Raw genomic sequence first — 22,162 nt, 5'->3', positions numbered from 1 at the left:
GGCCCCGGCTTCGTCCCCGGGGTGTAAGCAGACGCTGACAGCAAACCGGAGATGATCGAGATGACGAAGTTCCTGCTGATCGTGGACTACAACGGCGGCGTGGTCGACACCCCGATGACCGAGTGGACGCCGGAAGAGGTCAAGGCGCACATGGCGTACTACGACGCGCTGAACGACGAGTTGCGGGCCAGCGGGGAGCTGGTCTCCGGCCTCTCGCTCAGCTGGCCGGAGGAGGCCAAGACGGTCACCTCCGACGGCAAGGCGGCACCGGTGGTGACCGACGGGCCGTTCGCGGAGTCCAAGGAGATGCTCGCCGGGTTCCAGATGGTCGACGTCGAGTCGCTGGAGCGGGCGATCGAGATCGCCGGGCTGGTGTCCCAGGTGCCCGGGCCCGGCGGGGTGCCGCTGCAGCAGCCGATCGGCGTACGCCGGGTGATGGACCAGTCGGACTTCGACGAGATCAACCCGCTCGGTTAGAGCAGCGCAGAGCCCAACTGCCGCCTGTACTGCGTAGGGCTGTGGCCGGTGTGGGCGCGGAAGCGGGTGGAGAAATAGAGCGGGTTGGTGAAACCGGCGTCGGCGGCGATCGCGGCGACCGGGCGGGTGGTCAGTTCGAGCAGGCGGGCAGCGGCGTCCAGCCGGCGGCGCTCGACGAACTGCTGCGGCGGCACGCCCACCTGCTGACGGAAGAGGTGGGCGAACCGCGAGACGGAGAGATTGCTGGTGCGGGCCAGTACTGCGATCGAGAGGTCGCCGCGGAGGTTGCGGTCGACGTACTCGATGGCGCGGAGCAGGCGGTCGTCGAGCTGGGCTGCCTTCGGGTTCTGGGTGTCGCACCACAGCAGCGCCGCTTCGAGCGCGTTGTAGCTGAGCAGCTCGCCCTGTGACAGCACGCTGTCCTGGTAGCGGACCGCCTCGGACAGTGCTCGGGTGATCTGTTCGGCGGCGTGCGGACCGGGCTGCAGCTGAAGGATGCCGGGGGCAACCGACGGCCACTCGAGCAGCGGCAGCCAGTCCGGCCGCGGATGGAAGTGGGCGAAGAGGAAATGCCAGCGGTCGTGGGCCGTGCCGTAGTCCTGCAGGGTGCCCGGGCGGATCAACGTGGTGATCCCCGGACCGGCGAACACACCACTGCCGAGGGCGCCCACTCCGTCGAGGGTGTGCATCAGCAACCAGTCCGTCGTCCCGCGTCGACGGTAGGTGGCATAGCCGGGGCCCTCGTCGAACTCACCGGCCAGCAGCCGCCGGACGGTCGGCGTGACGGCATCCGGCTCAGCAGGATCTCGAAGGTTCACAGTTCGATAGGTTATCGCCGGTGGGCCGGCCGCGACGGATCCTGGAGACATGACCAGCACAGTTGCAGAGGTTTACCGCCGAGACGGGATCGTCCAGGTGCCCGGGGTCCTCGATCCCGCCGAGATCGACCAGATCAGGGCGGCGTACATGACGCAGGTGGCCGTGGACCACTCGCTGGCGATCGACGACGAGGTGCCGGACGGAGACCCGCTCGTGCGGTACCCGCGCTTCGTCCACCCGCACCGCCGGACCGAGGTGGAGGCGGGGAGGCTGGCGCTGGAGTGGATGCTCGACAACCGGATCCTCGATGTCGTCGAGACCCTGATCGGCCCCGCGCTGGGCGCCCAGTCGATGTTCTACTTCAAGCCGCCGGGCGCCCGCGGGCAGGCCATGCACCAGGACAACCTGTTCCTCCGGGCGCATCCGGAGACCTGTCTGGCCGCCTGGATCGCGATCGACGACGTGGACGCCGAGAACGGTGGGCTGGCGGTGGTGCCCGGCTCGCACGAGATCGAGCTGGCCTGTCCGGAGGAGGCCGACCTGACCGAGTCGTTCACCAACGCCGAAGTACCGATTCCCGCCGGGCTCAGCAAGGTGCAGACGAAGATGAAGGCCGGCGACGTGCTCTTCTTCCACGGCAGTGTCGTGCACGGCTCCCGTCCGAACACGAGCACGGACCGCTTCCGCCGTGCGCTGATCTTCCACTACGTCCCCGAGGAGAGCACCGAGATCGCCTCCTTCTACAACCCGCTCGTCCGCCCCGACCGCCGAACCACGGTCCGGCCCGAAGCCATCGGCGGCGGCCCTTGCGGCGACTACGCGACCGCTGAGCCCTGAGCCGCCGAGCCCTGAGCCAACCTCGGCCGTGACGCCAAGCCGCTCACGGCCGAGACCGCGACCAGTACGACGGCGCTGATCACCAGCGACTGCAGCGGCTGAGCCGGTTGGAAGTCGATGCCGGTGGCTCGCTCCTCGGCCGCCACCGCAAGTAGACAGGCGGCGAGCGTCGCCCCGAGCAGTCCGGTCGCCAGCGCGACCAGGCGCAGTACGAAACCTCCGAGCGCCTCGCTCCACGGCGGTCCGGCGAACCGCAGCCCCGACCCCGTGGCGGTGCCGCGATACGTTCCCCACTGGTCGAGTACGTGCCTCGGCAGCACCGCTTGCAGCCGCTGAAGGGTCGTCATCCCCCGCGCCAAGGACGCCGCGTCGAGACCGCCCGCGTCGTACGCCGCCAGCGCATCGCCGTCGACCACCAACCCGAGGGGACGACCATCGAGCAGGATCTGCATCGCCCGTGGGTGCAGCATCGCCATCACGTACCGGCTGTCGTCGCCGAGAACGTCGAAGGACCGGTTGAACTCAGCGCTCTCCAGGGACAGGTCGGAGCGGCTCAGCGCCTGTTCCGGCCGCACCTCCAGCGGCGGCAGCCTCACGTCCAGTTGCCGCCCGACGAAGACCGCCACCCGTTGCCCTGGGCAACCTCTGCCAGTTCGGCGGCCACCGATCGCGGCCAGGCATGGACGAGCAGCAGGACGGCGAGCAGGAGCAGCGCCAGGAACGGGGCGACGGCGATGGCGGCGTACAGGGCTCGGGTGCCGGCGCCGTACAGGCTCCAGATCACCCGGATCACGCAAGCCCCGACGGCGGCGGCCAGGAACCAGCGGGCGACCTTGCCGACACCGGCCGAGATGCCGGTCAGCACCCAGGCCGCGGGCAGGACTGTCAGGCAGACGAGCACCATGTTCGACGACCAGCCGGGCCAGTTCGCCCCGACCAGGCCGTCCATCCCGATCAGACCGACCGTGGTGATCACGGCCAGGAGATGGAAAGCGACGGTCAGACCTACCTGTTGCGCGTCGGCTTTGCTGAACACGCTCCGGAGTTTGTCAGCTGACGAGCTCAGTTGGAGTAGTCGCGGAAGCCACGGCCGGTCTTGCGACCGAGGTAGCCGGCGGTAACCAGGTGCTCGAGCAGCGGGGCGGGGGCGAACCCTGGCTCGCGGAACTCCAGGTACAGGGTCCGCTGGATCGCCAGCGACACGTCCAGGCCGACCACGTCGAGCAGTTCGAACGGGCCCATCGGCAGCCGGCAGCCCAGCTTCATCGCGGCGTCGATGTCGTCGACCCCGGCGTAGTGCGCCTCGAGCATCCGGACCGCGTCGTTCAGGTAGGGGAACAGCAGCGCGTTGACGATGAAACCGGCCCGGTCGCCGCAGCGCACCGGGTGCTTGCCGGCGGCAACGGCCAGCGCGGCGACGGTGTCGGCGACCTCGGGCGAGGTGCTGACCGTGCTGACCACCTCGACCAGCTTCATCACCGGCGCGGGGTTGAAGAAGTGCAGGCCGACCACGTCGGCGGGCCGCTTGGTCGCCATCGCCAGGTCGATCACCGGCAGGCTGGAGGTGGTGGTGGCCAGGATCGCGCCCGGCTTGCAGAGCTCGTCGAAGGTCTCGAACAACGCCTGCTTGACGCTGAGCTCCTCGACCACGGCCTCGATCACCAGGTCGGCGGTGGCCAGGTCGTCGAGCTTCGCCGTACCGGTGATCCGGGCGAGCGCCGCGTCGCGTTCCTCCGACGAGAGCTTGCCGCGCTGGACGCCCTTCTCCAGCGAGCGTTCCAGGCCGGCCCGGACCTTGTCGACCTTCTCGGTGCCGCGGGCGACGTACAGGACGTCGTACCCGGCCTTGGCACAGACCTCGATGATGCCGACGGCCATCGTGCCGGAGCCGACCACCCCGACTTGCCGCAGCGGGCGGAGGCCGGCCGCGTCGTCCGTGGCCGAGGGAGTCAGGTCGTCCTCGACGACGACCGGCGAGTCGGGCGACTCGTAGGTGTAGAAGCCACGGCCGGTCTTGCGGCCGAGCAGCCCTGCGGTGACCATCTGCTTGAGGATCGGTGCCGGCGCGTGCAGCCGGTTGCGGCCCTGCTTGTACATCGTGTCGAGGATCTCGTACGCCGTGTCGAGACCGATCAGGTCGAGCAGCGCCAGCGGGCCCATCGGGTAGCCGCAGCCCAGCCGCATCGCCGCGTCGACGTCCTCGCGGGTGGCGTAGCGCGACTCGACCATCGAGACGGCGTGGTTCAGGTAGCCGAACAGCAGCGCGTTGGCGATGAACCCGGCCCGGTCGGCCGCGACCACCGGGACCTTGTCGAGGCGGCGGGCCAGCTCGAGCACGTCCTCGACCACGTCCGGCTCGGTGACGACGGTCTTGATCACCTCGACGAACTCCTGCACCGGGGCGGGGTTGAAGAAGTGCATGCCGACCACCCGGCGCGGACGCTGGGTGGCGACGGAGATCTCGGTGACCGACAGGCTGGAGGTGTTGGTGGCCAGGATGGCGTCCTCGCGGACCACCTTGTCGAGCGCGGAGAAGATCTCGCGCTTCAGCTCCAGCCGCTCGATCACCGCCTCGATCACCAGGTCGCAGTCGGCCAGCGCCTCGATCTCGGTGGCGAAGGTGACCCGGTCGAACAGCGCCTGCTGGTCCTCGGTCGACAGCTTGCCGCGCTTCACCGCACGATCGGTCGAGTGCTGGATGTGCCCGCGGCCGCGGTCGACCGCGGCCTGGTCCCGCTCCACGCCCACGACACTGAGCCCGTGCCGGGCGAACACCTCCGCGATACCGGCCCCCATCGTGCCGAGCCCGACCACTCCGACCGTCTTCAGTTCGCGCGCCATGGCTCGAAGTGTGCCAGTCGCCCCAGTGGTCCGCACATGAGCTGTGTCACCAGAGAGTGGAACCTCACACCTCGTCCACGCCCGGTACGACGTACCAGTTGTCGCCTTCGTGCTCGATCATCACCGGCAGCTCGAGCCCGAGGTCGAGCCCCGGAGCAACCAGCACCACCGTCTCCCCGCGGTGCAGATCAGCGATATCGCGGACCACCGATTCGGCCGGCGCGGCCGGGGCGGCCGTCGGCAGCGGCGCCAGCGCCGTCGGCGGCGGCTGCAGCAGGGTCAGCCGCACACCGAGCTCCGCCGCGAGACCGGCGGCCGGCTCCTCGGCATCCGGGGTCGCGTACACCTCCGCAATCCGCTCACCGGCGAGGAAAGCCCGCGATCCGGGGACCAGCAGGATCAGCCGGGCCGGGCAGATCAAATTCACGGCCGGACGAACTCCAGGGCCTGCTCGGCGTACTTCGGCCAGCTGCCGGCGTGCTCGAGCGGGACGACGACCCACTCCTTCATCGGCTGGCCCATTCCCGGATCGAACGCCTCGGCGCCGCTCAGCGCGAGCGCCTCGGCCCGCGGCTCCGGCGGCAGCTTGAACGTCATCGCGTCCCCGAACAGCCCGGCCAGCATCTTCTTCTCGATCTTCAGGCAGGGCATGCCGAACATGCTGCCCTCGACCACCCCGGCGTCGGCGAGCCCCTTGGCGACCGCGTCGTACTCCAGCCGCGTCTTCAGACTGATCCTGGGCTTCATACCGACCAGCCTCTCACCGCCGCACGGCCGGGCGCCATGCACGTCGAGGCACAAGTGGACTACGGTGCTTTCTCGTGCGCCTGGTGATTGCTCGTTGCTCAGTGGACTACTCCGGCCGGCTGACCGCCCATCTCCCGATGGCGCCCCGGCTGCTGATGGTGAAGGCGGACGGCTCCGTCCTGATCCACGCCGACGGCGGCTCCTACAAACCGCTGAACTGGATGTCCCCGCCGTGCAAGCTGACGGAGGAGGAAGGCGTCTGGAGCGTCACCAACAAGGCCGGCGAGGAACTGCGGATCACCTTCGAGGAGGTGCTCAGCGACTCGTCGTACGAGCTGGGCCTGGACCCGGGGCTGATCAAGGACGGCGTCGAGGCGCACCTGCAGGAACTGCTGGCCGAGCACGTGCACACCTTCGGCGAGGGCTTCACGCTGGTCCGCCGGGAGTACCCGACCGCGATCGGCCCGGTCGACCTGCTCTGCCGCGACGCCGACGGCAAGCACGTGGCGGTCGAGATCAAGCGCCGCGGCGAGATCGACGGCGTCGAACAGCTCACCCGGTACGTCGAACTGCTCAACCGCGACCCGCTGCTGGCCCCGGTCCGCGGCATCTTCGCCGCCCAGCTGATCAAGCCGCAGGCCCAGTTCCTGGCCACCGACCGCGGCCTGGAGTGCGTCACCGTCGACTACGACCTGCTCCGCGGCATGGAGTCCGACATTCTCCGTCTCTTCTGAGTCAGGTAAAAGATTGCCCGAATTCGGGCAGATCTTTGCTAATAAGCCCGATCTCACTGCACAGTGAGTGGGTGATGAGTGAGGCGGCGGATCCCAGCGAGGACCTCGTTGACCAGGTCAGCCGCACCACCGGCCTGACGCCGGACGACGCCCGACGGGTGGTCGCCGACGTGCTGGCCTACTTCACCGAGACGACCGAGCAGTACGTCCGGCGCCGGCACCGCGAGCTGCAGACCTACGGCGCGCGCAACGAAGAGATCTTCGCCCGGCTCGGCGCCGAGCTGCGGCACTGGCCGGTCCGCTCCCCCGAGCTGTCGGCCCGCCAATTGCGCCGGATCGTCTACGGCTAACTGAAACCACACGAAAGGAACACCCTCCCCATGTGCGGAATCGTCGGATACGTCGGCACCAAGCCGGCCGCGCCGATCCTGGTGGACGGCCTGGCCCGGCTGGAGTACCGCGGGTACGACTCGGCCGGCGTGGCCGTGCTCGGGTCCAGCGAGCTGAAGGTGCACAAGGACGCCGGCCGGGTCCGTGAGCTGGAGGCGTCGCTGCCCAAGCGGTTCGGCGGCAAGCTCGGCATCGGTCACACCCGCTGGGCCACCCACGGCGGCCCGAGCAAGGACAACGCGCACCCGCACGCCAGCGGCAACGAGCGGATCGCCGTTGTCCACAACGGCATCTTCGACAACGCCGGCGCGCTCCGCCGCCAGCTTGAGGACGCCGGCGTCAAGCTTCGCTCCGAGACCGACACCGAGGTCCTCGCGCACCTGATCGAGCAGTCCGACGGCGCCACCCTCGAGGAGAAGGTGATGTCCGCGCTGCGCCGGATCGAGGGCACCTACGGCATCGCCGTGGTCGACCTGGACTTCCCCGACCGGATCGTGGTCGCCCGCAACGGCAGCCCGCTGATCCTCGGCATCGGCGACGGCGAGATGCACGTCGCCTCCGACGCGGCCGCGCTGATCCGCTACACCCGCCAGGTCGTCTACCTGGCCGACGGCGAGCTGGCCACCGTCAAGGCCGACGGCTACCGCACCTTCACCCAGGACGCGTCGCCGACCACGAACACCCCGAAGACGGTGGAGTGGGAGGCCGACGAGTACGAGCGCGGCCTGCACGAGCACTTCATGATGAAGGAGATCCACGAGCAGCCGGAGGCCGTCCAGCGGGCCCTGCGCGGTCGCCTGGACGAGCGTTTCCACACCGTCCACCTGGGTGGGCTGAACATGGACGCGCGGGAGGCCCGGGAGATCAAGCGGGTCAAGATCCTCGGCTGCGGTTCGGCGTACTACGCCGGCCAGATGGGTGCCCAGTTCATCGAAGAGGTGGCCCGGATCCCCGCCGACGCCGAGCCCGCGTCGGAGTTCCGCTACCGCAACCCGGTGGTCGAGCGCGACACCCTGTACGTCGCGGTCAGCCAGTCCGGTGAGACGCTGGACACCCTGGTCGCCGTCCAGGAGCTCAAGCGCAAGGGTGGCCGGGTGATCGGCCTGGTCAACGCGGTCGGTTCCAGCATCGCCCGTGAGGTCGACGGCGGTGTCTACCTGCACGCCGGCCCCGAGGTCTCGGTCGCCTCCACCAAGGCGCTCACCAACATGGCCGTCGCGTTCGCGATGCTCGGCATCCACCTCGGCCGGATCCGCGACGTCTCGCCGGCCGACGGCCGCCGCCTGATCGAGGGCCTGAAGAGGATCCCGGAGCAGATCCAGGCGATCGTCGACCAGGAGGAGACCCTCGGCGAGATCGCCGGCCGGCTCTCCCAGCACGAGAGCGTCTTCTTCGTCGGCCGCACCCGCGGCTACCCGGTGGCCCGCGAGGGCGCGCAGAAGCTCAAGGAGATCTCCTACCGGCACGCCGAGGCGTACCAGACCTCCGAGCTGAAGCACGGCCCGCTGGCGCTCATCTCGCCGGACGTGCCGAGCGTCGCGATCGTCCCGAAGGACGAGCTGCTCGACCGCAACATCGGCGCCCTGCACGAGATCGCCGCCCGCTCGGGCCCGCTCTACGTCGTCACCCACCCCGGCGTCAACGTCCCGGACGGCGCCGCCGCGGTGATCGAGGTCCCGAAGAACGAGCCGGAGCTCGACCCGATCCTGCTCACCATCCCGCTCCAGATCATCGCGTACTACGCCGCGGTCGCCCTCGGCCACGACGTCGACAAGCCCCGCAACCTCGCGAAGTCCGTCACCGTCGAGTAGTCAGCACGTCAGCAACGCCGGTCTGCAGCAACCTGCAGGCCGGCGTTTCCGCGTCCGGCGGCGTTGTAGGTTGCGAAGTGGCCCCAACGCCCACTCCGGAGGACATCCCGTGCGCTGGAAGACACCGCTCGCCGCCACGCTCGCACTCGCCGCACTGACCACTCCGCTGACCGCCGCGGCGCACCGGCCCCCGGTGGCCGGTGCCTGCTCGGCGGATGCCCACTTCCTGGGCTTCTCCGACAGCCTCGACAAGACGACGTACGACGGCCAACTGGTCGCCGGTCTCTCGGCCCTCCAGGTCACCCGGCCAGGCCACGCGATCGCCTTGGTCGACAACGTGCAGTCCAGTCCTGCCCGGGTCTACGACCTCAAGCTGGGCGCGAAGCGCGGCAAGCCGCAGGTGGCAGTGGACGGTATGACGATCCTGCGCCGCCCGGACGGTACGCCGTACAACGGCCAGGATTTCGACGGCGAAGGTCTCGTGGTCGAGCGCGGTGAGCGGACGATCCTCGCCACTTCCGAGCTGGAGCCGTCGATCCGGCGCTTCCGGCTCTCCGACGGCAAGGAGATCGCCTCGCTTGCCGTGCCGGCGAGGTTCCAGGTCGCGCCGGCTGGTGAGGCGCAGTCCAACGGCACCTTCGAGTCGCTCGCGGCCACCCAAGACGGCCGCACCCTGTACGCCGGGATGGAGGAGTCGCTCGCCCCGGACGGCTACGACGCCGATGGGCGCAGTCGCAACCGCATCCTCCGGTACGCCGGTCGCTCCGGCGGCAAGTACGCCGTCGCGGCGCAGTACGCCTACAAGACGGATCCGGGACTCAGCCTGGTCGAGCTGGCCGTGGTCGACTCCGGCCAACTGGTGTCGATGGAACGCACCTACACGCCAGACGTCGGCAACACGATCCGGGTCTTCACCGTGTCGCTGCGCCGCGCGACCGACGTGAGCAAGCAGGCCTCCCTGGCCACCGCGCCCGACCAGGTGTTCCTGCAGAAGAAGCTGCTCTTCGACTTGGTCAACTGCCCGCCGTCGGGCGCGGTCGCCAAGCAACCGCAGCCGAATCCCCTGCTGGACAACGTAGAGGGTCTCGCGCTCGGCGGAAGGCTGCCCGGCGGTCGCCGGCAGCTCTACCTGATCTCCGACGACAACTGGCGGGACACCCAGATCACCCGGTTGTACTCGCTGGCCGTCAAGCTGCACTGATCGTTGCCTGCAGCCACTCCACTGTGGGTAGCGGGAGTGGCTGCAGGACGACACAATGCGTTAATGCGCGTCATCGTGGTCGGAGCCGGAGTGATCGGGCTCAGTTGTGCCGTCAGGTTGGCCGAGTCGGGGTACGACGTGGGCGTGTTCGCCCGCGATCTGCCGCTGGAGACCACGTCGGCCGTCGCCGCCGCGCTCTGGTATCCGCCCGTGCGGGCTGATGACCGGGTGGCACGCTGGGCGCGAGCGTCGCACGACGAGTTGGTGAAGCTGGCGGAGTCAGAGCCGTCGGTGCAGTTGCGGCACGGCAAGGAGTACCTGCGCGAGCCACTGCCGGACCCCGTCTGGGCCGACGTCCTGCCCGACCTGCAGCGGATCGGCTCGCCGTTGCCCGGCTTCCGCGACGGGTGGGCGTTCACCACGCCGGTCGTGGAGATGCCGATCTACCTGCAGTACTTGGTGAAACGGCTCGAGGCCGCCGGCGGCACGGTCAACCGGGCGGCACTGTCGGCCCTGCCCAACACGGCTGACGTGGTGGTGAACTGTGCCGGTCTCGGCGCACGGCTGACGGCGGCCGATCCGACCGTGACGCCGGTTCGCGGGCAGGTGTTCACCGTCGAGCAGTTCGGCCTCACCGAGTGGATGATGGCCGACCTCAGCGAGCAAGACCTCTGCTACGTCGTACCGCGCTCGCACGACATCGTCGTAGGCGGCACCAGCGAGCCCGGCAACTGGGGCCTCGCCACCGACGACGAGACCGCCGGCAAGATCCTGGACCGCGCGACCACGCTGGTTCCCCAACTGCGCAAGGCGAAAGTGATCCGGCACCGCGTCGGCCTGCGTCCCACGCGACCGTCCGTGCGCTGCGAGAGCGTCCGCACCGGCGACCGCCAGGTCATCCACTGCTACGGCCACGGCGGCTCCGGAGTCACCCTGTCGTGGGGCTGCGCCGACGAGGTACTGACGCTGGTGAACGAGGCCCGCTAGACCGCGAGTATCTGGCAGAGCAGGTCCAGCGCGCCGTTGTAGGAGTGGTCCGGTGGGGTGCCGTAGCCGACGACGAGGGCTTGGCGCTCTGCTGGGTTCGGGGTGAAACGGTAGTGGTCGAGCGTGGCGATCAGCAGGCCTTGGCGGCGGGCGCGGGCAACCATGTCGGCGGCATCGCCTGGTACGTCGAGCAGCACGTGCAGGCCGGCTGAGATACCGGCGACCGTGACTCCCGGGGCTCTGGCGGCGAGTAGCTCGACCAGGTGGTCGCGGCGACGGCGGTAGTGCTGCCGGGTACGGCGTACGTGGCGGTCGTAGTGGCCGGAGGCGATGTACTCGGCCAGTACGAGCTGGTCGAGAGTGGCGGTCAACAGGTCGGTGGTGCGCTTGACTGCCAGCACCGGCTCCATCAGGTGCTCTGGCAGCACCATCCACGCCAGCCGCAGGCCGGGGGCGAGGCTCTTGCTCGCAGTACCGGTGTAGACGACGCGTTCGGGGTCCAGAGCCTGCAGAGCGCCTACTGACTGGCGGTCGTAGCGGAACTCGCCGTCGTAGTCGTCCTCGATCAGTATCGCGTCGCTGTCGCGGGCCCACTCGACAGCTCTGGTACGCCGGTCCGGCGCCAGTGGCACGCCCAGCGGCATCTGGTGAGCCGGGGTCAGCAGGGCCGCTTGACCTTGCAGCAGGTCTGAGCGGACGCCGTACTCGTCGACGGGCACTGGAGTTGGTTGCAGCCCGCGGGAGCGGATCACGTCCCAGTGGAGGCTGTAGCCGAACTCTTCGACCGACATCGTCGTCGCGCCCTGCTGCCGCAGTACGTCGGTGAGGAGGTTGAGTGCCTGGACATAGCCGGAGCAGATCAGGATGCGGTCAGGATCTGCCCGTACGCCGCGGGCTCGGGCCAGGTAGTCGGCGAGGTTCTCGCGCAGTTCGATGCGGCCGCGGGGGTCGCCGTAGCCGAAGGCGTCGTTGGGGGCTGCCGGTAGTGCCTTCCTGGCTGCTGCCAGCCATTCGTTGCGGGGAAAGGTCGAGAGATCTGGCGAGCCCGGCGTGAGGTCGTACCGGTAGGACGGGCGGTCGAACGTGCCAGGAGCTTCACGTCCAGGCGTGGCGACGCCGGCGGCCGGCAGCACCCGCTCCGCGACCAACGTGCCGGAGCCTTGGCGGGCGGTGAGCCAGCCTTCGGCTACCAGCTGCCCGTAGGCGTCGGCGACGGTGTTGCGGGCGATGCCGAGGTCCTTGGCGAGGGAGCGCGACGACGGCAGCCGGGTTCCGGCGGGAAGCCGGCCCGACCGGATCGAATCGTGCAGCGCCCGCACCAGCTCCGCCCGGCCCGCCGTACCGCTCAGCTCCAGATGAAGATCGGCGCCGGCCGCAGAATTGGCCCCTCGTTCTTCCATGGGATTGGACCATACACCTGGGCCGGTTCGCGACTAGCTTGATCGGTATGAGCACGCACGCAGTACGCAGAGTCAAGATCGCCACCCACGCGCCGGAGTTCTACCAGGCCCTGATCGCACTGGACGAGGTGTCCGCCCTCGGTATCGACCCGAAGCTCGCCCACCTGGTGCGGATCCGCGCCTCGCAGCTGAACGGCTGCGCCTACTGCCTGGACATGCACACGCTGGATGCCCGGCACGAGGGTGACACCGAGCAGCGGCTGCACCTGGTCGCCACCTGGCGCGAGGCACGCGGGTTCTACACCGAGCAGGAGCAGGCGGCGCTCGAACTGACCGAGGCGATGACGCTGATCAGCGTCGATCACGTCCCCGACGACAAGTACGCGATCGCGGCCGCCGCGTTCGACCCGAAGGAGCTGGCACAGTTGATGGGCCTGATCATCATGATCAACGCGTGGAACCGGGTCGGCGTCACCTGCCGCCTGGAGCCCGGCCACTACAACCCGAGCTGACCGCGATGCCACCCGTCAACGTCCAGCCGGACCGGCGTACGGCGGAAGCCTTCCGCGCGCTGCACCACGACCTCACGCCGCTGATCCTTCCAAACGCATGGGACCCGGTCAGCGCCCGCATCATCGCCGACGCCGGGTATCCGGCGATCGCCACCAGCAGCGGCGCGGTCGCCCGCGTGCTCGGGTACGACGACGGCCAGCTCACCCCGCCGGCGGAGATGTTCGGGGCGGTCGCGCGGATCGTGCGAGCGGTCGGCGTACCGGTGACGGCCGACATGGAGGCCGGCTACGGGCTGGAGCCGCGGGAGTTCGCGGAGAGGCTGCTGGAGGCGGGTGCGGTCGGCTGCAACCTGGAGGATTCTGTCGCCGGCAAGTTGGTGGACGTCCAGCAGCACGCCGACTACCTGTGCGCGGTACGGGCTGCCGCCGGGGCCGATCTGGTCGTCAACGCCCGTATCGACAACTTCTTCACGGGCGGCACCGCCGAGGACGCGATCGCCCGCGGCGTCGCCTATCGCCGCGCGGGAGCCGACTGTGTCTACCCGATCTTCGCGCCGGCAGCGGATCTCCGTCGGCTGGCCGACGAGATCGGCGGCCCGATCAACGCGCACGCCTCCCCCAGCGGCCCAAAACCGGCCGACCTGGTCGCGTTGGGCGCCACTCGCATCTCCTACGGCACCAGCCTGCACACGTTCGCCAGCGACGCACTCCGCGACCTGCTGCCGGAGCTGGGCTGATCAGAGCGTGACGATCAGCCTCGAGTCGGCGCCCTTGCCCAGCTCGGGGTCGCCACCGCGAACCAGCACGGACTGCTCCACCACTGTCGCGCGGTACAGCCGGAAGCCGGCCGGGGCGAGCAGTTCGGCCAACTCGAAATGCTTCGCCTCCGGCAACCGGTTGTTGTAGATCGCCAGCGCCGACGGCAACTTTTCGTCGGGCACCTGCCGGGCCGTCGCCTTGAAGTAGACGGCCTCCGCGGCACCGACCACCGCGTGGGTGTCGAAGATCGCGATCCCCACTTCGGCTCGCTCGGTGAGGTTGCGCGAGTGCTGGGTGTCGGGCGAGGAGACCCAGTAGTAGTCGGTGTAGCCGTCGGGACTGAAGAAGACCGGCGTGACCCACGGCGTACCGGCGGCGTCGGCTGTTCCCAGCGACAGGTAGAGGTTGTCGGCGATCACCTGACGGGCTGTCTCGGCACGATCCGGCATCTCTGCTCTCCTCAGGTCAGCAACCGCTGCGCTTCCGAGCGACAGGCTAACCAAGCTTCGTCGGCCGGGTCGATCAGCTCGAAGTGGCCGGCCTTGTCGAGTTCGGTCAAGGTCACCTGGTCGCCGGCCTTCACCGCGGCGTCGCGATAGCGGCGGCTCTGCTCGATCGGCACCTGCCCGTCGCGAGTGCCGTGCACCAACGCGACGGGGACCTTCAACGGTAGCCGCTCGTACGGCGACGCCAACTGATAGCGGGCGCGATCCTTGGCGGGCGTCGTCCCGAGGAACGACGGAACCGCGCCACCCCCGACCTGCTCGTCATAGGCATTCACCAGATCCAGTACTCCGGCCTGCGACACCGCCCCGGTCAGCACCACCCGCGGCTTGGCCCCCGGAGCGTCCTGCGGCAACCCGGCCCGGCTCGCGGCCCAAACGGCCAGGTGCCCGCCCGCCGAGTGGCCGACGGCAACCACTTTCGTGAGATCGAGGCGGGGTTGACCGGCCAGCTCGTCGATCGCGGCCGCGACGTCCTCGAAGGTCTCGGGCCAGCCCCCGCCGTTGCCGACCCGGCGGTACTCGATCGCGTACCCGGCGATCCCCTGCGCGGCAAGATCCTCGGCCAGCGGCGTGGCCAGCTCCTTGCCGTAGCCGCTCATCCAGAACCCACCGTGGATCACGACGACGACCGGCACCTTGCCATCACCGGCCGGCAGGTGGAGATCCGCCACCTGCGACTCGTCGTCGCCGTACGAGATCGTCAACGGCCCTCCTGCCGACGGAGGCTTCGGCTCTGTCCCGCCGCAGCCCACCAGCCCGGCGTACGCGGCGGCGCCGGCCATCAGCATCTTCCGTCGGGTGATCACGAAGAGGTGTTCGGTGCGACCGTCCCCAGGGATGGGTCGGCGTCGCCGAATCTGAGGGCGTAGACAAGGGCCCAGTCCTGATCGTTCGCCAGCGGATCGGCGACGTGCGCCGGGCGGCCGTTGACGCAGCTCGGGTAGACGAAAGCACAGGTGGCGGAGCCGTCCTGGTGGAAGTTGACCAGGTTGGCCTTGAGGATCGCCTCGCCTGCTGTCCTGAGCCGGTCGGCCTCGCGCGCGGAGACGAGGTCGCGCGGCCAGGTGAGGTAGACGGCGGCGCTGAGGATCGACCAGTAGTGCGGGAAGACGTCTCCCCACAGGCGCAGTACGCCGAACCAGTAGCCGTCCCAATGGCGGATCGGGACGTGCCGCATCCGTACGTCGGGCTGGTCCGCGGCGAAGGAGGTCAGCCAGGGCAGGCGGCGGGTGAGTTCGGCCGAATCGAACGAGCCGGGCGCTTCCTGATAGGCGGCCACCAGGAGTTCCAGCAGCGGGGCGACCATCGACTGCTCGTAGTTGACCTCGTGGGGTGGGAGGTCGTCGCCGTAGTCGAGGAAGGCCCGGGCGTGAGCGGTCAGATGGTCGCGCATCCTCGGCGACACCTGGGCGAGTTCGCGCAGCAGCGGGCCGAGGTCGAAGGCGAGGAAGTGGGCGCCGCCGAGTTCGTAGTACCGGTCGATGATGCGGATCGCGGTGGCGGTGTCACCCTGGCCGAGGAAGAAGCGGGCGAACCAAGGGAAGTTGTAGAGCCGGACGCTGGTCTCGTGCAGGCTGTCGTCCCTGAGCGTGCCGTCGGCGGCGAGCAGGTGCTCGGTCACGAACTGCTGGTAGCCGGACAGCGCCTGGTCGAGCTCCACGCGATCTCCCCAGCCGCGGTCTCTGGTTGCCTGCAGCAACAACGCCGTGCCGACACGTTCCCGGGCGTCGGACCAGTCCCGCCAGGCGCCGGAGAGCACCCGCAGGCCGGTCGCGGTGTCATACGGGACGAAGGAGAAACGGCGGCTGTCGCTCAGCTCGATCGGTCGCTGATGGTCGAGGACGAACCGCACGCGCCGCTCGACGATCGCCCGCAACGGCTCGTGGAACAGCACGTTGACCCGCGACCTGACCTTGCCGTCGGTCGCTTCGACGTACTGCGTGCCAGGTCTCTGCGAGCTGACGGACGCGGGCCCTTTCGCACGGTCGGCCAGCTCGATGGCGATCGTCTCGCCGACCTCCGCGGTGAGGGTCGTCGCGCCGATCAACGGCCGGCGGGTCGCGTGGAAGGCCTCGAGGGTCTCGTGCCAGCCAAGTTGCCAGGTCCAGCGGTGGGATTCGCCCGGCTGAAGCACGATCTGCGGCTGGCCGCCCATCGCGTGCGGCGCGCGGGCGTGGTCGGTGAGGTGGAGATAGAGGTGACCGCGGATGTTGCTGCCGGTGCCTGCGTCGCGAGACTCCATGGAGTACGCCCAGAGCTCTCCTTCGGTGAGCTGGAGCCCGAGGCCCGGTCCGCTCCCGTCCATCGGCACCGCCCAAGCCCAGGAGTCGGCGCCGCCCGTCCAGAGGTGAGCGTGGACAGCGTTGTCGAGGCTCTCGCGACTGGAGCTGTAGAGGTCGCGGTACGGCGTACTGATCGCGAGCGAGCCGATGGTGATCGGCTCGGCCCCCGTGTTCCGCAGCTCGTAGGTCTCGGTCCAGTGCTCGCCGAAGCGACGGCCGACGCGGAGCTCCAACTCGCCCAGACGGTAGAGCAGGTCGATACCCGTCTGCCGCCAGCGGGTGAAGTCGGGCGCGTCGAAGCGGTGGCTGCCGCGATCGGTGATCATGAAACCCTTGCCCCAGTAGTGAGCCGGATCGTGGACGACGCCGTCCGCGAGCAGCATCGAGTGCCCCCGGGTCGGGTGCAGCACGGCCGCGACCGCTCCGTCCTCGCTCAGTTCGACCTGTCCGGCTCCGAACGCAAAAGTTTCCCGCATTTTCCCAACCTAACGATGTCGAGAAGGTCCGGGCAGCTTCGTCCCCTGGCTGAGAGCACTCCCCGACCGGAAGGATCAGCACCATGCACCAGACCGAGATCGCCGAGATCCTGGCCAGGCCGTACTCGCAGGAACTGCTGACCGGACCGATTCCAGCCAGGCTGGCCTACAACGGCCTGGACGGCGACCCGCGAGTCATCCCGATCGGGTTCTGGATGGAGGGCGAGCAGCTGATGATGGCCACCGTCCCGAAGTCGGCGAAGGTCCCGGCGCTGCGGAAGAGTCCGAAGGTCGCGCTCACCATCGACATCGGCGCGTTCCCCCCGAAGGCGCTGCTGCTGCGCGGCACGGCCGAGCTCGAACTCGTCCAGGGCGTGCCCGACGGCTACCTGGTGGCCGGCCGCAAGGTGATGACCGAGGAACAGTACGGCGGCTGGGTCGAAGGCGTGCGAGCGCTGTACGACGAGATGGTGGTCATCACCGTCACCCTGACCTGGGCCAAACTCCTCGACTTCGAGACCACCCTGCCGAAGTCCGTCGAGGACCTGATCGCGGCCAAGCAGGGCTAGAGGTCGTTCGCGCGCCGGATGACGTCGACCACGCTGGCCATCATGCCGGTGAGGTCGTAGTCCTTCGGCGTGTAGACGGCGGCGACCCCGGCCGACTGGAGGGCCCGGGCGTCGGCGTCGGGCACGATGCCCCCGACGACGACCGGGACGTCTTCGAGGCCGGCTTCGCGCAGGCCCTTGACGACCTGCGGGACGAGTTCCATGTGCGAACCGGACAGGATCGACAGGCCGACGCAGTGCACGTCCTCGGCAACGGCCGCCGCGACGATCTGCTCGGGCGTCAGGCGGATGCCTTGGTAGATCACCTCGAAGCCGACGTCGCGGGCCCGGACCGCAACCTGCTCGGCGCCGTTCGAGTGACCGTCGAGCCCCGGTTTGCCGACCAGGAAACGCAGCCGGCCACCCAACTCGTCGGAAGTCTCGGCCACCTTCACCCGGACGGCGGCGATCGCCTCGCCACCGCCGGAGACGCCGACCGAGCCCGAGACGCCGGTCGGTGCGCGGTACTCGCCGAACACCTCCCGCAGTACGCCGGCCCACTCCCCCGTCGTCGCGCCGGCGCGGACGCAGGTGAGGGTCGCCTGCATCAGGTTCTCGGTGCCCTTCGCGGCCTCGCGCAGTCTGGTGAGCGCATCCTCCACCGCCTTCGAGTCGCGCTGCTCGCGCCATTCGTCGAGCGAGGTCAGCGCGGCTGCCTCAGCCTGCGGGTCCGCGGTCTGGATCGCGGTGTCGAGGTCGGCGGTCAGCGGTGACGGGTCGGTGTTCTCGAACTTGTTGACCCCGACGACGACCTGCTCCCCCGACTCGATCCGCTGCCTGCGCTCGGCGTGCGAGGCGACCAGCGCCTGCTTGAGATAGCCGCTCTCGACCGCGACGACCGCACCGCCCATCGCCTGGACGCGATCGATCTCCTCCTGCGCCCCCGCGACCAGCTCGTCCACCTTCGCCTCGATCACGTGCGAGCCGTCGAAGATGTCCTCGTACTCGAGCAGGTCCGACTCGTACGCGAGCACCTGCTGCATCCGCAGCGACCACTGCTGATCCCACGGCCGCGGCAGGCCGAGCGCCTCGTTCCACGCGGGCAACTGGACGGCGCGGGCGCGGGCGTTCTTCGACAACGTGACGCCGAGCATCTCCAGCACGATCCGCTGGACGTTGTTCTCGGGCTGCGCCTCGGTGAGGCCGAGCGAGTTGACCTGTACGCCGTACCGGAGCCGGCGGGCCTTCGCGTCGGTCACGCCGTACCGGTTGAGGCAGATCTCGTCCCACAGGCGGACGAACGCGCGCATCTTGCAGGTCTCCTCGATGAACCGCACGCCGGCGTTCACGAAGAACGAGATGCGCTGCACCACGTCGCCGAACCGCTCGGCCGGAACCTGACCCCCGTCGCGGACCCGGTCCAGTACCGCGATCGCCGTCGACAGCGCGAACGCCAACTCCTGCACGGGCGTCGCGCCGGCCTCCTGCAGGTGGTAGCTGCAGATGTTGATCGGGTTCCACTGCGGGACGTTGGAGACGGTGTAGGCGATCAGGTCGGTGCTCAGCCTGAGCGACGCGTCCGGCGGGAAGGCGTAGGTGCCGCGGGACAGGTACTCCTTGACGATGTCGTTCTGGGTGGTGCCGGTCAGCTCGTCCGGCAGCGCGCCCTGCTCCTGCGCGGCGACCTGGTAGAGCGCGAGCAACCACATCGCGGTCGCGTTGATCGTCATCGACGTGTTCATCTGCGCCAGCGGGATCTGGTCGAACAGCGCTCGCACGTCGCCCAGATGAGCCACCGGTACGCCGACCTTGCCGACCTCGCCCTTCGCGAGCGGGTGATCAGCGTCGTACCCGGTCTGCGTCGGCAGATCGAAAGCCACCGACAACCCGGTCTGCCCCTTGGCCAGATTGCGCCGGAACAGCGCGTTCGACTCCGCCGCCGACGAGTGCCCGGCGTACGTCCGCATCACCCACGGGCGATCCTTCTGGCTGCTCATGTACTCGAGAGTAGGACTCTGTGCCCTTGTGAGTCCTACTCTCGTGACTGGTGTCATAAGCGGGGTAGGTCACACCGGTCGCTAGGCAGAGATCGGGAGTGGAGTCCTTTCCACGTGCAGGATCCGGTGCAGGCGGGTGACCGCGAGGATGCGGATGACCGAGGGCAGCGGGTGGCGCAGGACCAGTTGGCGGCCGAGGAGTTGGGTGCGGCGATGGGCTGCCACCAGGAGGCCCAGGCCGGTCGCGTCCAGGGCGTCGAGGGATTCCAGGTCGACGATGACGTCGCCTTCGGAGTTGTCGATCAGATCGTTGAGTTGCTGTCGTACGTCGCCCACCGAGCGGACGTCCAGCAGTCCGGTCAGGTAGATCACGTGGGTCGGTGCGAGCATGTCCGTGCCCTCCGCTCTTCCGGCGGCCCCCGAGAATCGGCCGCGCTTACAGCGTGTGTTGGTAAAGACTCCCTGGCGACACGGAAGGTTGCCAAGGGGTCAGGACCTTTCAATCGCTGAGATGATGGTGTCCGTGTTCGCAGAGCACTACTTTCTCTTCCCGGTGGTGGCCATCGCGCTGACCGGTGGCATGGTGCTGCTCACCCGCTGGGCCTTCTCCAAGGCCAAGGGTGGGTCTTTGGTGCGCCGTACTGACTACTCTCCGGCCGAAGCGGACAGTTTCGGACTGTTGGTCGAGGTGAAGACGGTCGGCAGCTACAACGAGGCGCGGGTGAAGGTCTCGATGCTGAAGGACTTCGGCATCAAGGCGACCGCGGCCCGGACCAAGACCGGGACCAAGCAGGGCTGGAGCGTGTACGTCTGGCCTGCCGACGAGCAGGCCGCCAGAGGGTTCCTCGACAGCTTCTGACGCTCGTTGTCCTCCGGATCGGCCCCCAGCGCGTCATCGACGCGGACTGTCGGTAGGTCAAAAGGGGTCGAGAAGGGTGCTGGGGACATCGGGCAAGAACAGGGTGAGCCGGACGGCAGCACGAGCGTTGCCACGGGATCCACGGGTCCCGGCCCAGGTCCGGCCCTCAGCAGGAGGAGTCCGATGCCGCCCGACCTTGCCCTGGCGACGCTCGCGATGCCCGGCCGGCCGATGGTCTCCAGAGCGCCCGGAGCGGCGATCCCCGACGAGGACGGCCGGACCCTCGAGGCGTCGGCGCGGGAACCCGACCGGTTCACGCTGATCTTCGACCGGTACTTCCCCCAGGTGCACTCGTACGTCGCCCGCCGGCTCGGCAGCGATCTCGCCGACGACCTGGCCGCGGAGACGTTCCTGATCGCGTTCCGGCAGCGCTCGAAGTACGACAGCCGCAACGGGGTCGTCCGGGCCTGGCTGTACGGGATCGCCACCAACCTGATCCGGCGGCACCGGCGCGACGAGGTACGGGCCTGGCGGGCGACGGCGAAACTGCCGCCGCCGGCCCCGGCGAGCGGGCACGAGGAGCGGGTTGCCGCTCAGGTGACCGCGCAGGGCGCGAGCCGCGAGCTGGCCGCCGCGCTGGCGAAGGTCTCGGCCAAGGACCGTGAGGTGCTCATGCTGGTGGCCCTCGGCGAGCTCAGCTACGACGAGGTCGCGGCCGCCCTCGGCATCGCCTACGGGACGGTGTGCTCACGCCTGTCCCGGGCCCGCCGGGTGGTCCGCGAACACCTCGGCCACACCGACCCGACCGCGACCAGTGACGAGGCCTGACATGAACGACGACATCGACAAGGTGCGCTCGGCCTTCCCCGAACAGCCCGGCCCGTCCCCGGAGACCACCGCGGCGGCCCGGCGCCAGGTCCAGGCGCTGATCCGCGAGGAACAGACCATCCGCCGCCGCGATCGCTGGTACGCCGCCGCGAAGTCCGGCCGCATCGGAGTCGCGTTGACCGCGACCGCTGCCACGGTGGCCCTGGCCGCGCTCGCCACCCCACTCCTTCTCTCCCCCGGACCCGGTTTCGGCGACGGCGACGCGGGACCGGCGCCGAGCACGGTCACCCCGACGACGCCCCGGCTGACGACGGTGAGCCAGACGCTGGTCCAGCTCGCCATCAAGCAGGAGACCGACGAGAAGGTGTCCGGCAAGTACTTCCGCGTCCGCAACCTGCAACTGCGCGGGATGCTGCAGGTCGGCTCACCGAAGTACCGGATCGAGGAGCGGACCATCACCGAGAGCTGGATGCCGATGCGTCAGGGCGCCGAGTCCTGGTTCGGCTGGGTGGATCTCGGCGCGCGGCCGGCGACCCGGGCGGACGCGGCCAAGTGGCGCGCGCAGGGGTCGCCGACGCAGTGGCCGATGACCGAGACGAAGCCGGTCAAGCTGGCGCCCGGTGAGCCCGTCGTCAACAAGATGACCTTCGACCAGGTGCCGCCGGGGTACTTCCTGAGCGGTGTGAAGCCGGTGACCGCCCAGCAGATCCAGGCGCTGCCGACCGATCCCGAGAAGCTCCGCGCGGTCCTCGCGGCCGACCCTCAGCCCGGTATGACGGCCGGCCAGCTCGACTACCAGGTCTTCACCGCGGCGGGCCGGCTGCTGTTCGAGATGCCGTCGCCGCCGAAGCTGCGGGGCGCCGCCCTCCGGGTGCTGTCGATGCTGCCGGGCGTCCGGCTGACGGAGAACGTCAAGGACCCGCTCGGCCGGGTCGGCGTCCGATTCAGCATGGACTGGTCGAAGACCGGCCGGCCCGGCGGCGAAGCGACGCTGATGTTCGACGGTCGCACCAACTACGTCGTCGACCCGGCCACCGGCCGGCTGCTGTGCTCCGAGTACGACGGTCTCAAGCGCGGTGCCAGCGTCGTCCTGGAGTCCGGCTGGACCGACGAGAAGCCCACACCGCCCTCCCCCGCAGTTCGCTAGCAAC

The 22,162-nt window shown here is 69.3% G+C and carries 25 protein-coding genes; 13 read left to right on the top strand and 12 right to left on the bottom strand.

Features of this window, described 5'->3' with window-relative positions:
* Nucleotides 1-51 precede the first annotated feature (51 nt).
* Nucleotides 52-477 (top strand): YciI family protein, encoded by a 426-nt coding sequence (locus OX958_RS11730; protein WP_270137327.1) that lies wholly within the window; start codon nt 52-54, stop codon nt 475-477.
* Here OX958_RS11730 and OX958_RS11725 read toward each other — a convergent pair.
* Nucleotides 474-1,295 (bottom strand): helix-turn-helix domain-containing protein, encoded by an 822-nt coding sequence (locus OX958_RS11725; RefSeq protein WP_270137326.1) that lies wholly within the window; start codon nt 1,293-1,295, stop codon nt 474-476. The genes OX958_RS11730 and OX958_RS11725 overlap by 4 nt on opposite strands.
* A gap of 49 nt (nt 1,296-1,344) precedes the next feature.
* Here OX958_RS11725 and OX958_RS11720 point away from each other — a divergent pair, with 49 nt between their 5' ends.
* Nucleotides 1,345-2,133 carry a phytanoyl-CoA dioxygenase family protein gene (locus OX958_RS11720; RefSeq protein WP_270137325.1) on the top strand — a complete coding sequence of 263 codons (789 nt, stop codon included), beginning with the start codon at nt 1,345-1,347 and terminating at the stop codon, nt 2,131-2,133.
* On the opposite strand, the gene OX958_RS11715 is transcribed toward OX958_RS11720, so the two are convergent.
* The 5 genes from OX958_RS11715 to OX958_RS11695 form a co-directional block, all read right to left on the bottom strand.
* A complete protein-coding gene (locus OX958_RS11715) occupies nt 2,112-2,759 on the bottom strand; it encodes a hypothetical protein (protein ID WP_270137324.1) in 648 nt (215 codons plus the stop codon). The two genes, OX958_RS11720 and OX958_RS11715, sit on opposite strands and share 22 nt — an antisense overlap.
* Nucleotides 2,726-3,169, bottom strand: a complete 444-nt coding sequence (locus tag OX958_RS11710; RefSeq protein ID WP_270137323.1) for a hypothetical protein — start codon at nt 3,167-3,169, stop codon at nt 2,726-2,728. The genes OX958_RS11715 and OX958_RS11710 overlap by 34 nt, the downstream gene beginning before the upstream one ends.
* Before the next feature lie 26 nt (nt 3,170-3,195).
* Nucleotides 3,196-4,974, bottom strand: a complete 1,779-nt coding sequence (locus OX958_RS11705) for a 3-hydroxyacyl-CoA dehydrogenase family protein (protein WP_270137322.1) — start codon at nt 4,972-4,974, stop codon at nt 3,196-3,198.
* Between the two features lie 64 nt (nt 4,975-5,038).
* The gene (locus OX958_RS11700; RefSeq protein WP_270137321.1) at nt 5,039-5,401 is read right to left on the bottom strand and encodes a hypothetical protein; all 363 of its coding nucleotides are present in this window, start codon (nt 5,399-5,401) and stop codon (nt 5,039-5,041) included.
* Nucleotides 5,398-5,721, bottom strand: a complete 324-nt coding sequence (locus OX958_RS11695; protein WP_270137320.1) for a hypothetical protein — start codon at nt 5,719-5,721, stop codon at nt 5,398-5,400. The genes OX958_RS11700 and OX958_RS11695 overlap by 4 nt, the downstream gene beginning before the upstream one ends.
* A gap of 74 nt (nt 5,722-5,795) precedes the next feature.
* On the opposite strand from OX958_RS11695, the gene nucS reads away from it, so the two are divergent.
* The 5 genes from nucS to OX958_RS11670 all read left to right on the top strand — a co-directional run bounded on the left by nucS (nt 5,796) and on the right by OX958_RS11670 (nt 10,844).
* Complete coding sequence (gene nucS, locus OX958_RS11690; RefSeq protein ID WP_270137319.1) at nt 5,796-6,455, top strand: endonuclease NucS; 660 nt, start codon at nt 5,796-5,798, stop codon at nt 6,453-6,455.
* A gap of 74 nt (nt 6,456-6,529) precedes the next feature.
* A complete protein-coding gene (locus tag OX958_RS11685; protein WP_270137318.1) occupies nt 6,530-6,805 on the top strand; it encodes a hypothetical protein in 276 nt (91 codons plus the stop codon).
* A gap of 30 nt (nt 6,806-6,835) precedes the next feature.
* Nucleotides 6,836-8,656 carry a glutamine--fructose-6-phosphate transaminase (isomerizing) gene (glmS, locus tag OX958_RS11680; RefSeq protein WP_270137317.1) on the top strand — a complete coding sequence of 607 codons (1,821 nt, stop codon included), beginning with the start codon at nt 6,836-6,838 and terminating at the stop codon, nt 8,654-8,656.
* A 109-nt stretch (nt 8,657-8,765) separates the two neighbouring features.
* A complete protein-coding gene (locus tag OX958_RS11675) occupies nt 8,766-9,857 on the top strand; it encodes an esterase-like activity of phytase family protein (protein ID WP_270137316.1) in 1,092 nt (363 codons plus the stop codon).
* A 63-nt stretch (nt 9,858-9,920) separates the two neighbouring features.
* Nucleotides 9,921-10,844 (top strand): FAD-dependent oxidoreductase, encoded by a 924-nt coding sequence (locus OX958_RS11670; protein ID WP_270137315.1) that lies wholly within the window; start codon nt 9,921-9,923, stop codon nt 10,842-10,844.
* Here the strand turns inward: OX958_RS11670 and pdxR are convergent.
* On the bottom strand, nt 10,841-12,244 hold the full coding sequence (pdxR, locus tag OX958_RS11665; RefSeq protein WP_270137314.1) for a MocR-like pyridoxine biosynthesis transcription factor PdxR: 1,404 nt from the start codon (nt 12,242-12,244) through the stop codon (nt 10,841-10,843). The two genes, OX958_RS11670 and pdxR, sit on opposite strands and share 4 nt — an antisense overlap.
* Before the next feature lie 47 nt (nt 12,245-12,291).
* Here pdxR and OX958_RS11660 point away from each other — a divergent pair, with 47 nt between their 5' ends.
* Both OX958_RS11660 and OX958_RS11655 read left to right on the top strand, forming a co-directional pair.
* On the top strand, nt 12,292-12,756 hold the full coding sequence (locus OX958_RS11660) for a carboxymuconolactone decarboxylase family protein (protein ID WP_270137313.1): 465 nt from the start codon (nt 12,292-12,294) through the stop codon (nt 12,754-12,756).
* 5 nt (nt 12,757-12,761) lie between these two features.
* Nucleotides 12,762-13,493, top strand: a complete 732-nt coding sequence (locus OX958_RS11655; protein ID WP_270137312.1) for an isocitrate lyase/PEP mutase family protein — start codon at nt 12,762-12,764, stop codon at nt 13,491-13,493.
* On the opposite strand, the gene OX958_RS11650 is transcribed toward OX958_RS11655, so the two are convergent.
* The 3 genes from OX958_RS11650 to OX958_RS11640 are packed head-to-tail and all read right to left on the bottom strand — an operon-like array spanning nt 13,494 to nt 16,779.
* Nucleotides 13,494-13,964, bottom strand: coding sequence for a pyridoxamine 5'-phosphate oxidase family protein (locus OX958_RS11650; RefSeq protein ID WP_270137311.1), 471 nt, complete (start codon nt 13,962-13,964; stop codon nt 13,494-13,496). It lies immediately after the preceding gene.
* Between the two features lie 11 nt (nt 13,965-13,975).
* Nucleotides 13,976-14,827 carry an alpha/beta hydrolase family protein gene (locus tag OX958_RS11645; protein WP_270137310.1) on the bottom strand — a complete coding sequence of 284 codons (852 nt, stop codon included), beginning with the start codon at nt 14,825-14,827 and terminating at the stop codon, nt 13,976-13,978.
* Nucleotides 14,824-16,779, bottom strand: a complete 1,956-nt coding sequence (locus OX958_RS11640) for a hypothetical protein (RefSeq protein WP_270137309.1) — start codon at nt 16,777-16,779, stop codon at nt 14,824-14,826. Before OX958_RS11640 ends, OX958_RS11645 begins: the two co-directional genes overlap by 4 nt.
* An 83-nt stretch (nt 16,780-16,862) precedes the next feature.
* Between OX958_RS11640 and OX958_RS11635 the strand changes: the two genes are divergently transcribed.
* Nucleotides 16,863-17,348, top strand: coding sequence for a pyridoxamine 5'-phosphate oxidase family protein (locus OX958_RS11635; RefSeq protein ID WP_270137308.1), 486 nt, complete (start codon nt 16,863-16,865; stop codon nt 17,346-17,348).
* On the opposite strand, the gene OX958_RS11630 is transcribed toward OX958_RS11635, so the two are convergent.
* Nucleotides 17,345-19,324, bottom strand: coding sequence for a protein meaA (locus OX958_RS11630; RefSeq protein ID WP_270137307.1), 1,980 nt, complete (start codon nt 19,322-19,324; stop codon nt 17,345-17,347). The genes OX958_RS11635 and OX958_RS11630 overlap by 4 nt on opposite strands.
* A gap of 81 nt (nt 19,325-19,405) precedes the next feature.
* Complete coding sequence (locus tag OX958_RS11625; RefSeq protein WP_270137306.1) at nt 19,406-19,714, bottom strand: STAS domain-containing protein; 309 nt, start codon at nt 19,712-19,714, stop codon at nt 19,406-19,408.
* A 121-nt stretch (nt 19,715-19,835) separates the two neighbouring features.
* On the opposite strand from OX958_RS11625, the gene OX958_RS11620 reads away from it, so the two are divergent.
* The 3 genes from OX958_RS11620 to OX958_RS11610 all read left to right on the top strand — a co-directional run bounded on the left by OX958_RS11620 (nt 19,836) and on the right by OX958_RS11610 (nt 22,158).
* Complete coding sequence (locus tag OX958_RS11620; protein WP_270137304.1) at nt 19,836-20,183, top strand: hypothetical protein; 348 nt, start codon at nt 19,836-19,838, stop codon at nt 20,181-20,183.
* A 183-nt stretch (nt 20,184-20,366) separates the two neighbouring features.
* Complete coding sequence (locus OX958_RS11615) at nt 20,367-21,011, top strand: RNA polymerase sigma factor (RefSeq protein WP_270137303.1); 645 nt, start codon at nt 20,367-20,369, stop codon at nt 21,009-21,011.
* Nucleotide 21,012: 1 nt separating this feature from the next.
* Nucleotides 21,013-22,158, top strand: a complete 1,146-nt coding sequence (locus tag OX958_RS11610; RefSeq protein WP_270137302.1) for a CU044_5270 family protein — start codon at nt 21,013-21,015, stop codon at nt 22,156-22,158.
* Nucleotides 22,159-22,162 lie beyond the last annotated feature (4 nt).

This window comes from Kribbella sp. CA-293567 (genome assembly GCF_027627575.1).
GTDB lineage: Bacteria > Actinomycetota > Actinomycetes > Propionibacteriales > Kribbellaceae > Kribbella.
This window is presented reverse-complemented; position numbering and strand designations above follow the sequence as displayed.

Excerpts from the sequence above, each read along its gene's own strand:
- OX958_RS11730 (WP_270137327.1), top strand. The coding sequence starts at position 52 with ATGATCGAGATGACGAAGTTCCTGCTGATCGTGGACTACAACGGCGGC.
- OX958_RS11720 (WP_270137325.1), top strand. The coding sequence starts at position 1,345 with ATGACCAGCACAGTTGCAGAGGTTTACCGCCGAGACGGGATCGTCCAG.
- OX958_RS11705 (WP_270137322.1), bottom strand. The coding sequence starts at position 4,974 with ATGGCGCGCGAACTGAAGACGGTCGGAGTGGTCGGGCTCGGCACGATG.
- OX958_RS11695 (WP_270137320.1), bottom strand. The coding sequence starts at position 5,721 with ATGAAGCCCAGGATCAGTCTGAAGACGCGGCTGGAGTACGACGCGGTC.
- OX958_RS11685 (WP_270137318.1), top strand. The coding sequence starts at position 6,530 with ATGAGTGAGGCGGCGGATCCCAGCGAGGACCTCGTTGACCAGGTCAGC.
- glmS (WP_270137317.1), top strand. The coding sequence starts at position 6,836 with ATGTGCGGAATCGTCGGATACGTCGGCACCAAGCCGGCCGCGCCGATC.
- OX958_RS11670 (WP_270137315.1), top strand. The coding sequence starts at position 9,921 with ATGCGCGTCATCGTGGTCGGAGCCGGAGTGATCGGGCTCAGTTGTGCC.
- pdxR (WP_270137314.1), bottom strand. The coding sequence starts at position 12,244 with ATGGAAGAACGAGGGGCCAATTCTGCGGCCGGCGCCGATCTTCATCTG.
- OX958_RS11660 (WP_270137313.1), top strand. The coding sequence starts at position 12,292 with ATGAGCACGCACGCAGTACGCAGAGTCAAGATCGCCACCCACGCGCCG.
- OX958_RS11655 (WP_270137312.1), top strand. The coding sequence starts at position 12,762 with ATGCCACCCGTCAACGTCCAGCCGGACCGGCGTACGGCGGAAGCCTTC.
- OX958_RS11650 (WP_270137311.1), bottom strand. The coding sequence starts at position 13,964 with ATGCCGGATCGTGCCGAGACAGCCCGTCAGGTGATCGCCGACAACCTC.
- OX958_RS11640 (WP_270137309.1), bottom strand. The coding sequence starts at position 16,779 with ATGCGGGAAACTTTTGCGTTCGGAGCCGGACAGGTCGAACTGAGCGAG.
- OX958_RS11635 (WP_270137308.1), top strand. The coding sequence starts at position 16,863 with ATGCACCAGACCGAGATCGCCGAGATCCTGGCCAGGCCGTACTCGCAG.
- OX958_RS11630 (WP_270137307.1), bottom strand. The coding sequence starts at position 19,324 with ATGAGCAGCCAGAAGGATCGCCCGTGGGTGATGCGGACGTACGCCGGG.
- OX958_RS11625 (WP_270137306.1), bottom strand. The coding sequence starts at position 19,714 with ATGCTCGCACCGACCCACGTGATCTACCTGACCGGACTGCTGGACGTC.
- OX958_RS11620 (WP_270137304.1), top strand. The coding sequence starts at position 19,836 with ATGATGGTGTCCGTGTTCGCAGAGCACTACTTTCTCTTCCCGGTGGTG.
- OX958_RS11615 (WP_270137303.1), top strand. The coding sequence starts at position 20,367 with ATGCCGCCCGACCTTGCCCTGGCGACGCTCGCGATGCCCGGCCGGCCG.
- OX958_RS11610 (WP_270137302.1), top strand. The coding sequence starts at position 21,013 with ATGAACGACGACATCGACAAGGTGCGCTCGGCCTTCCCCGAACAGCCC.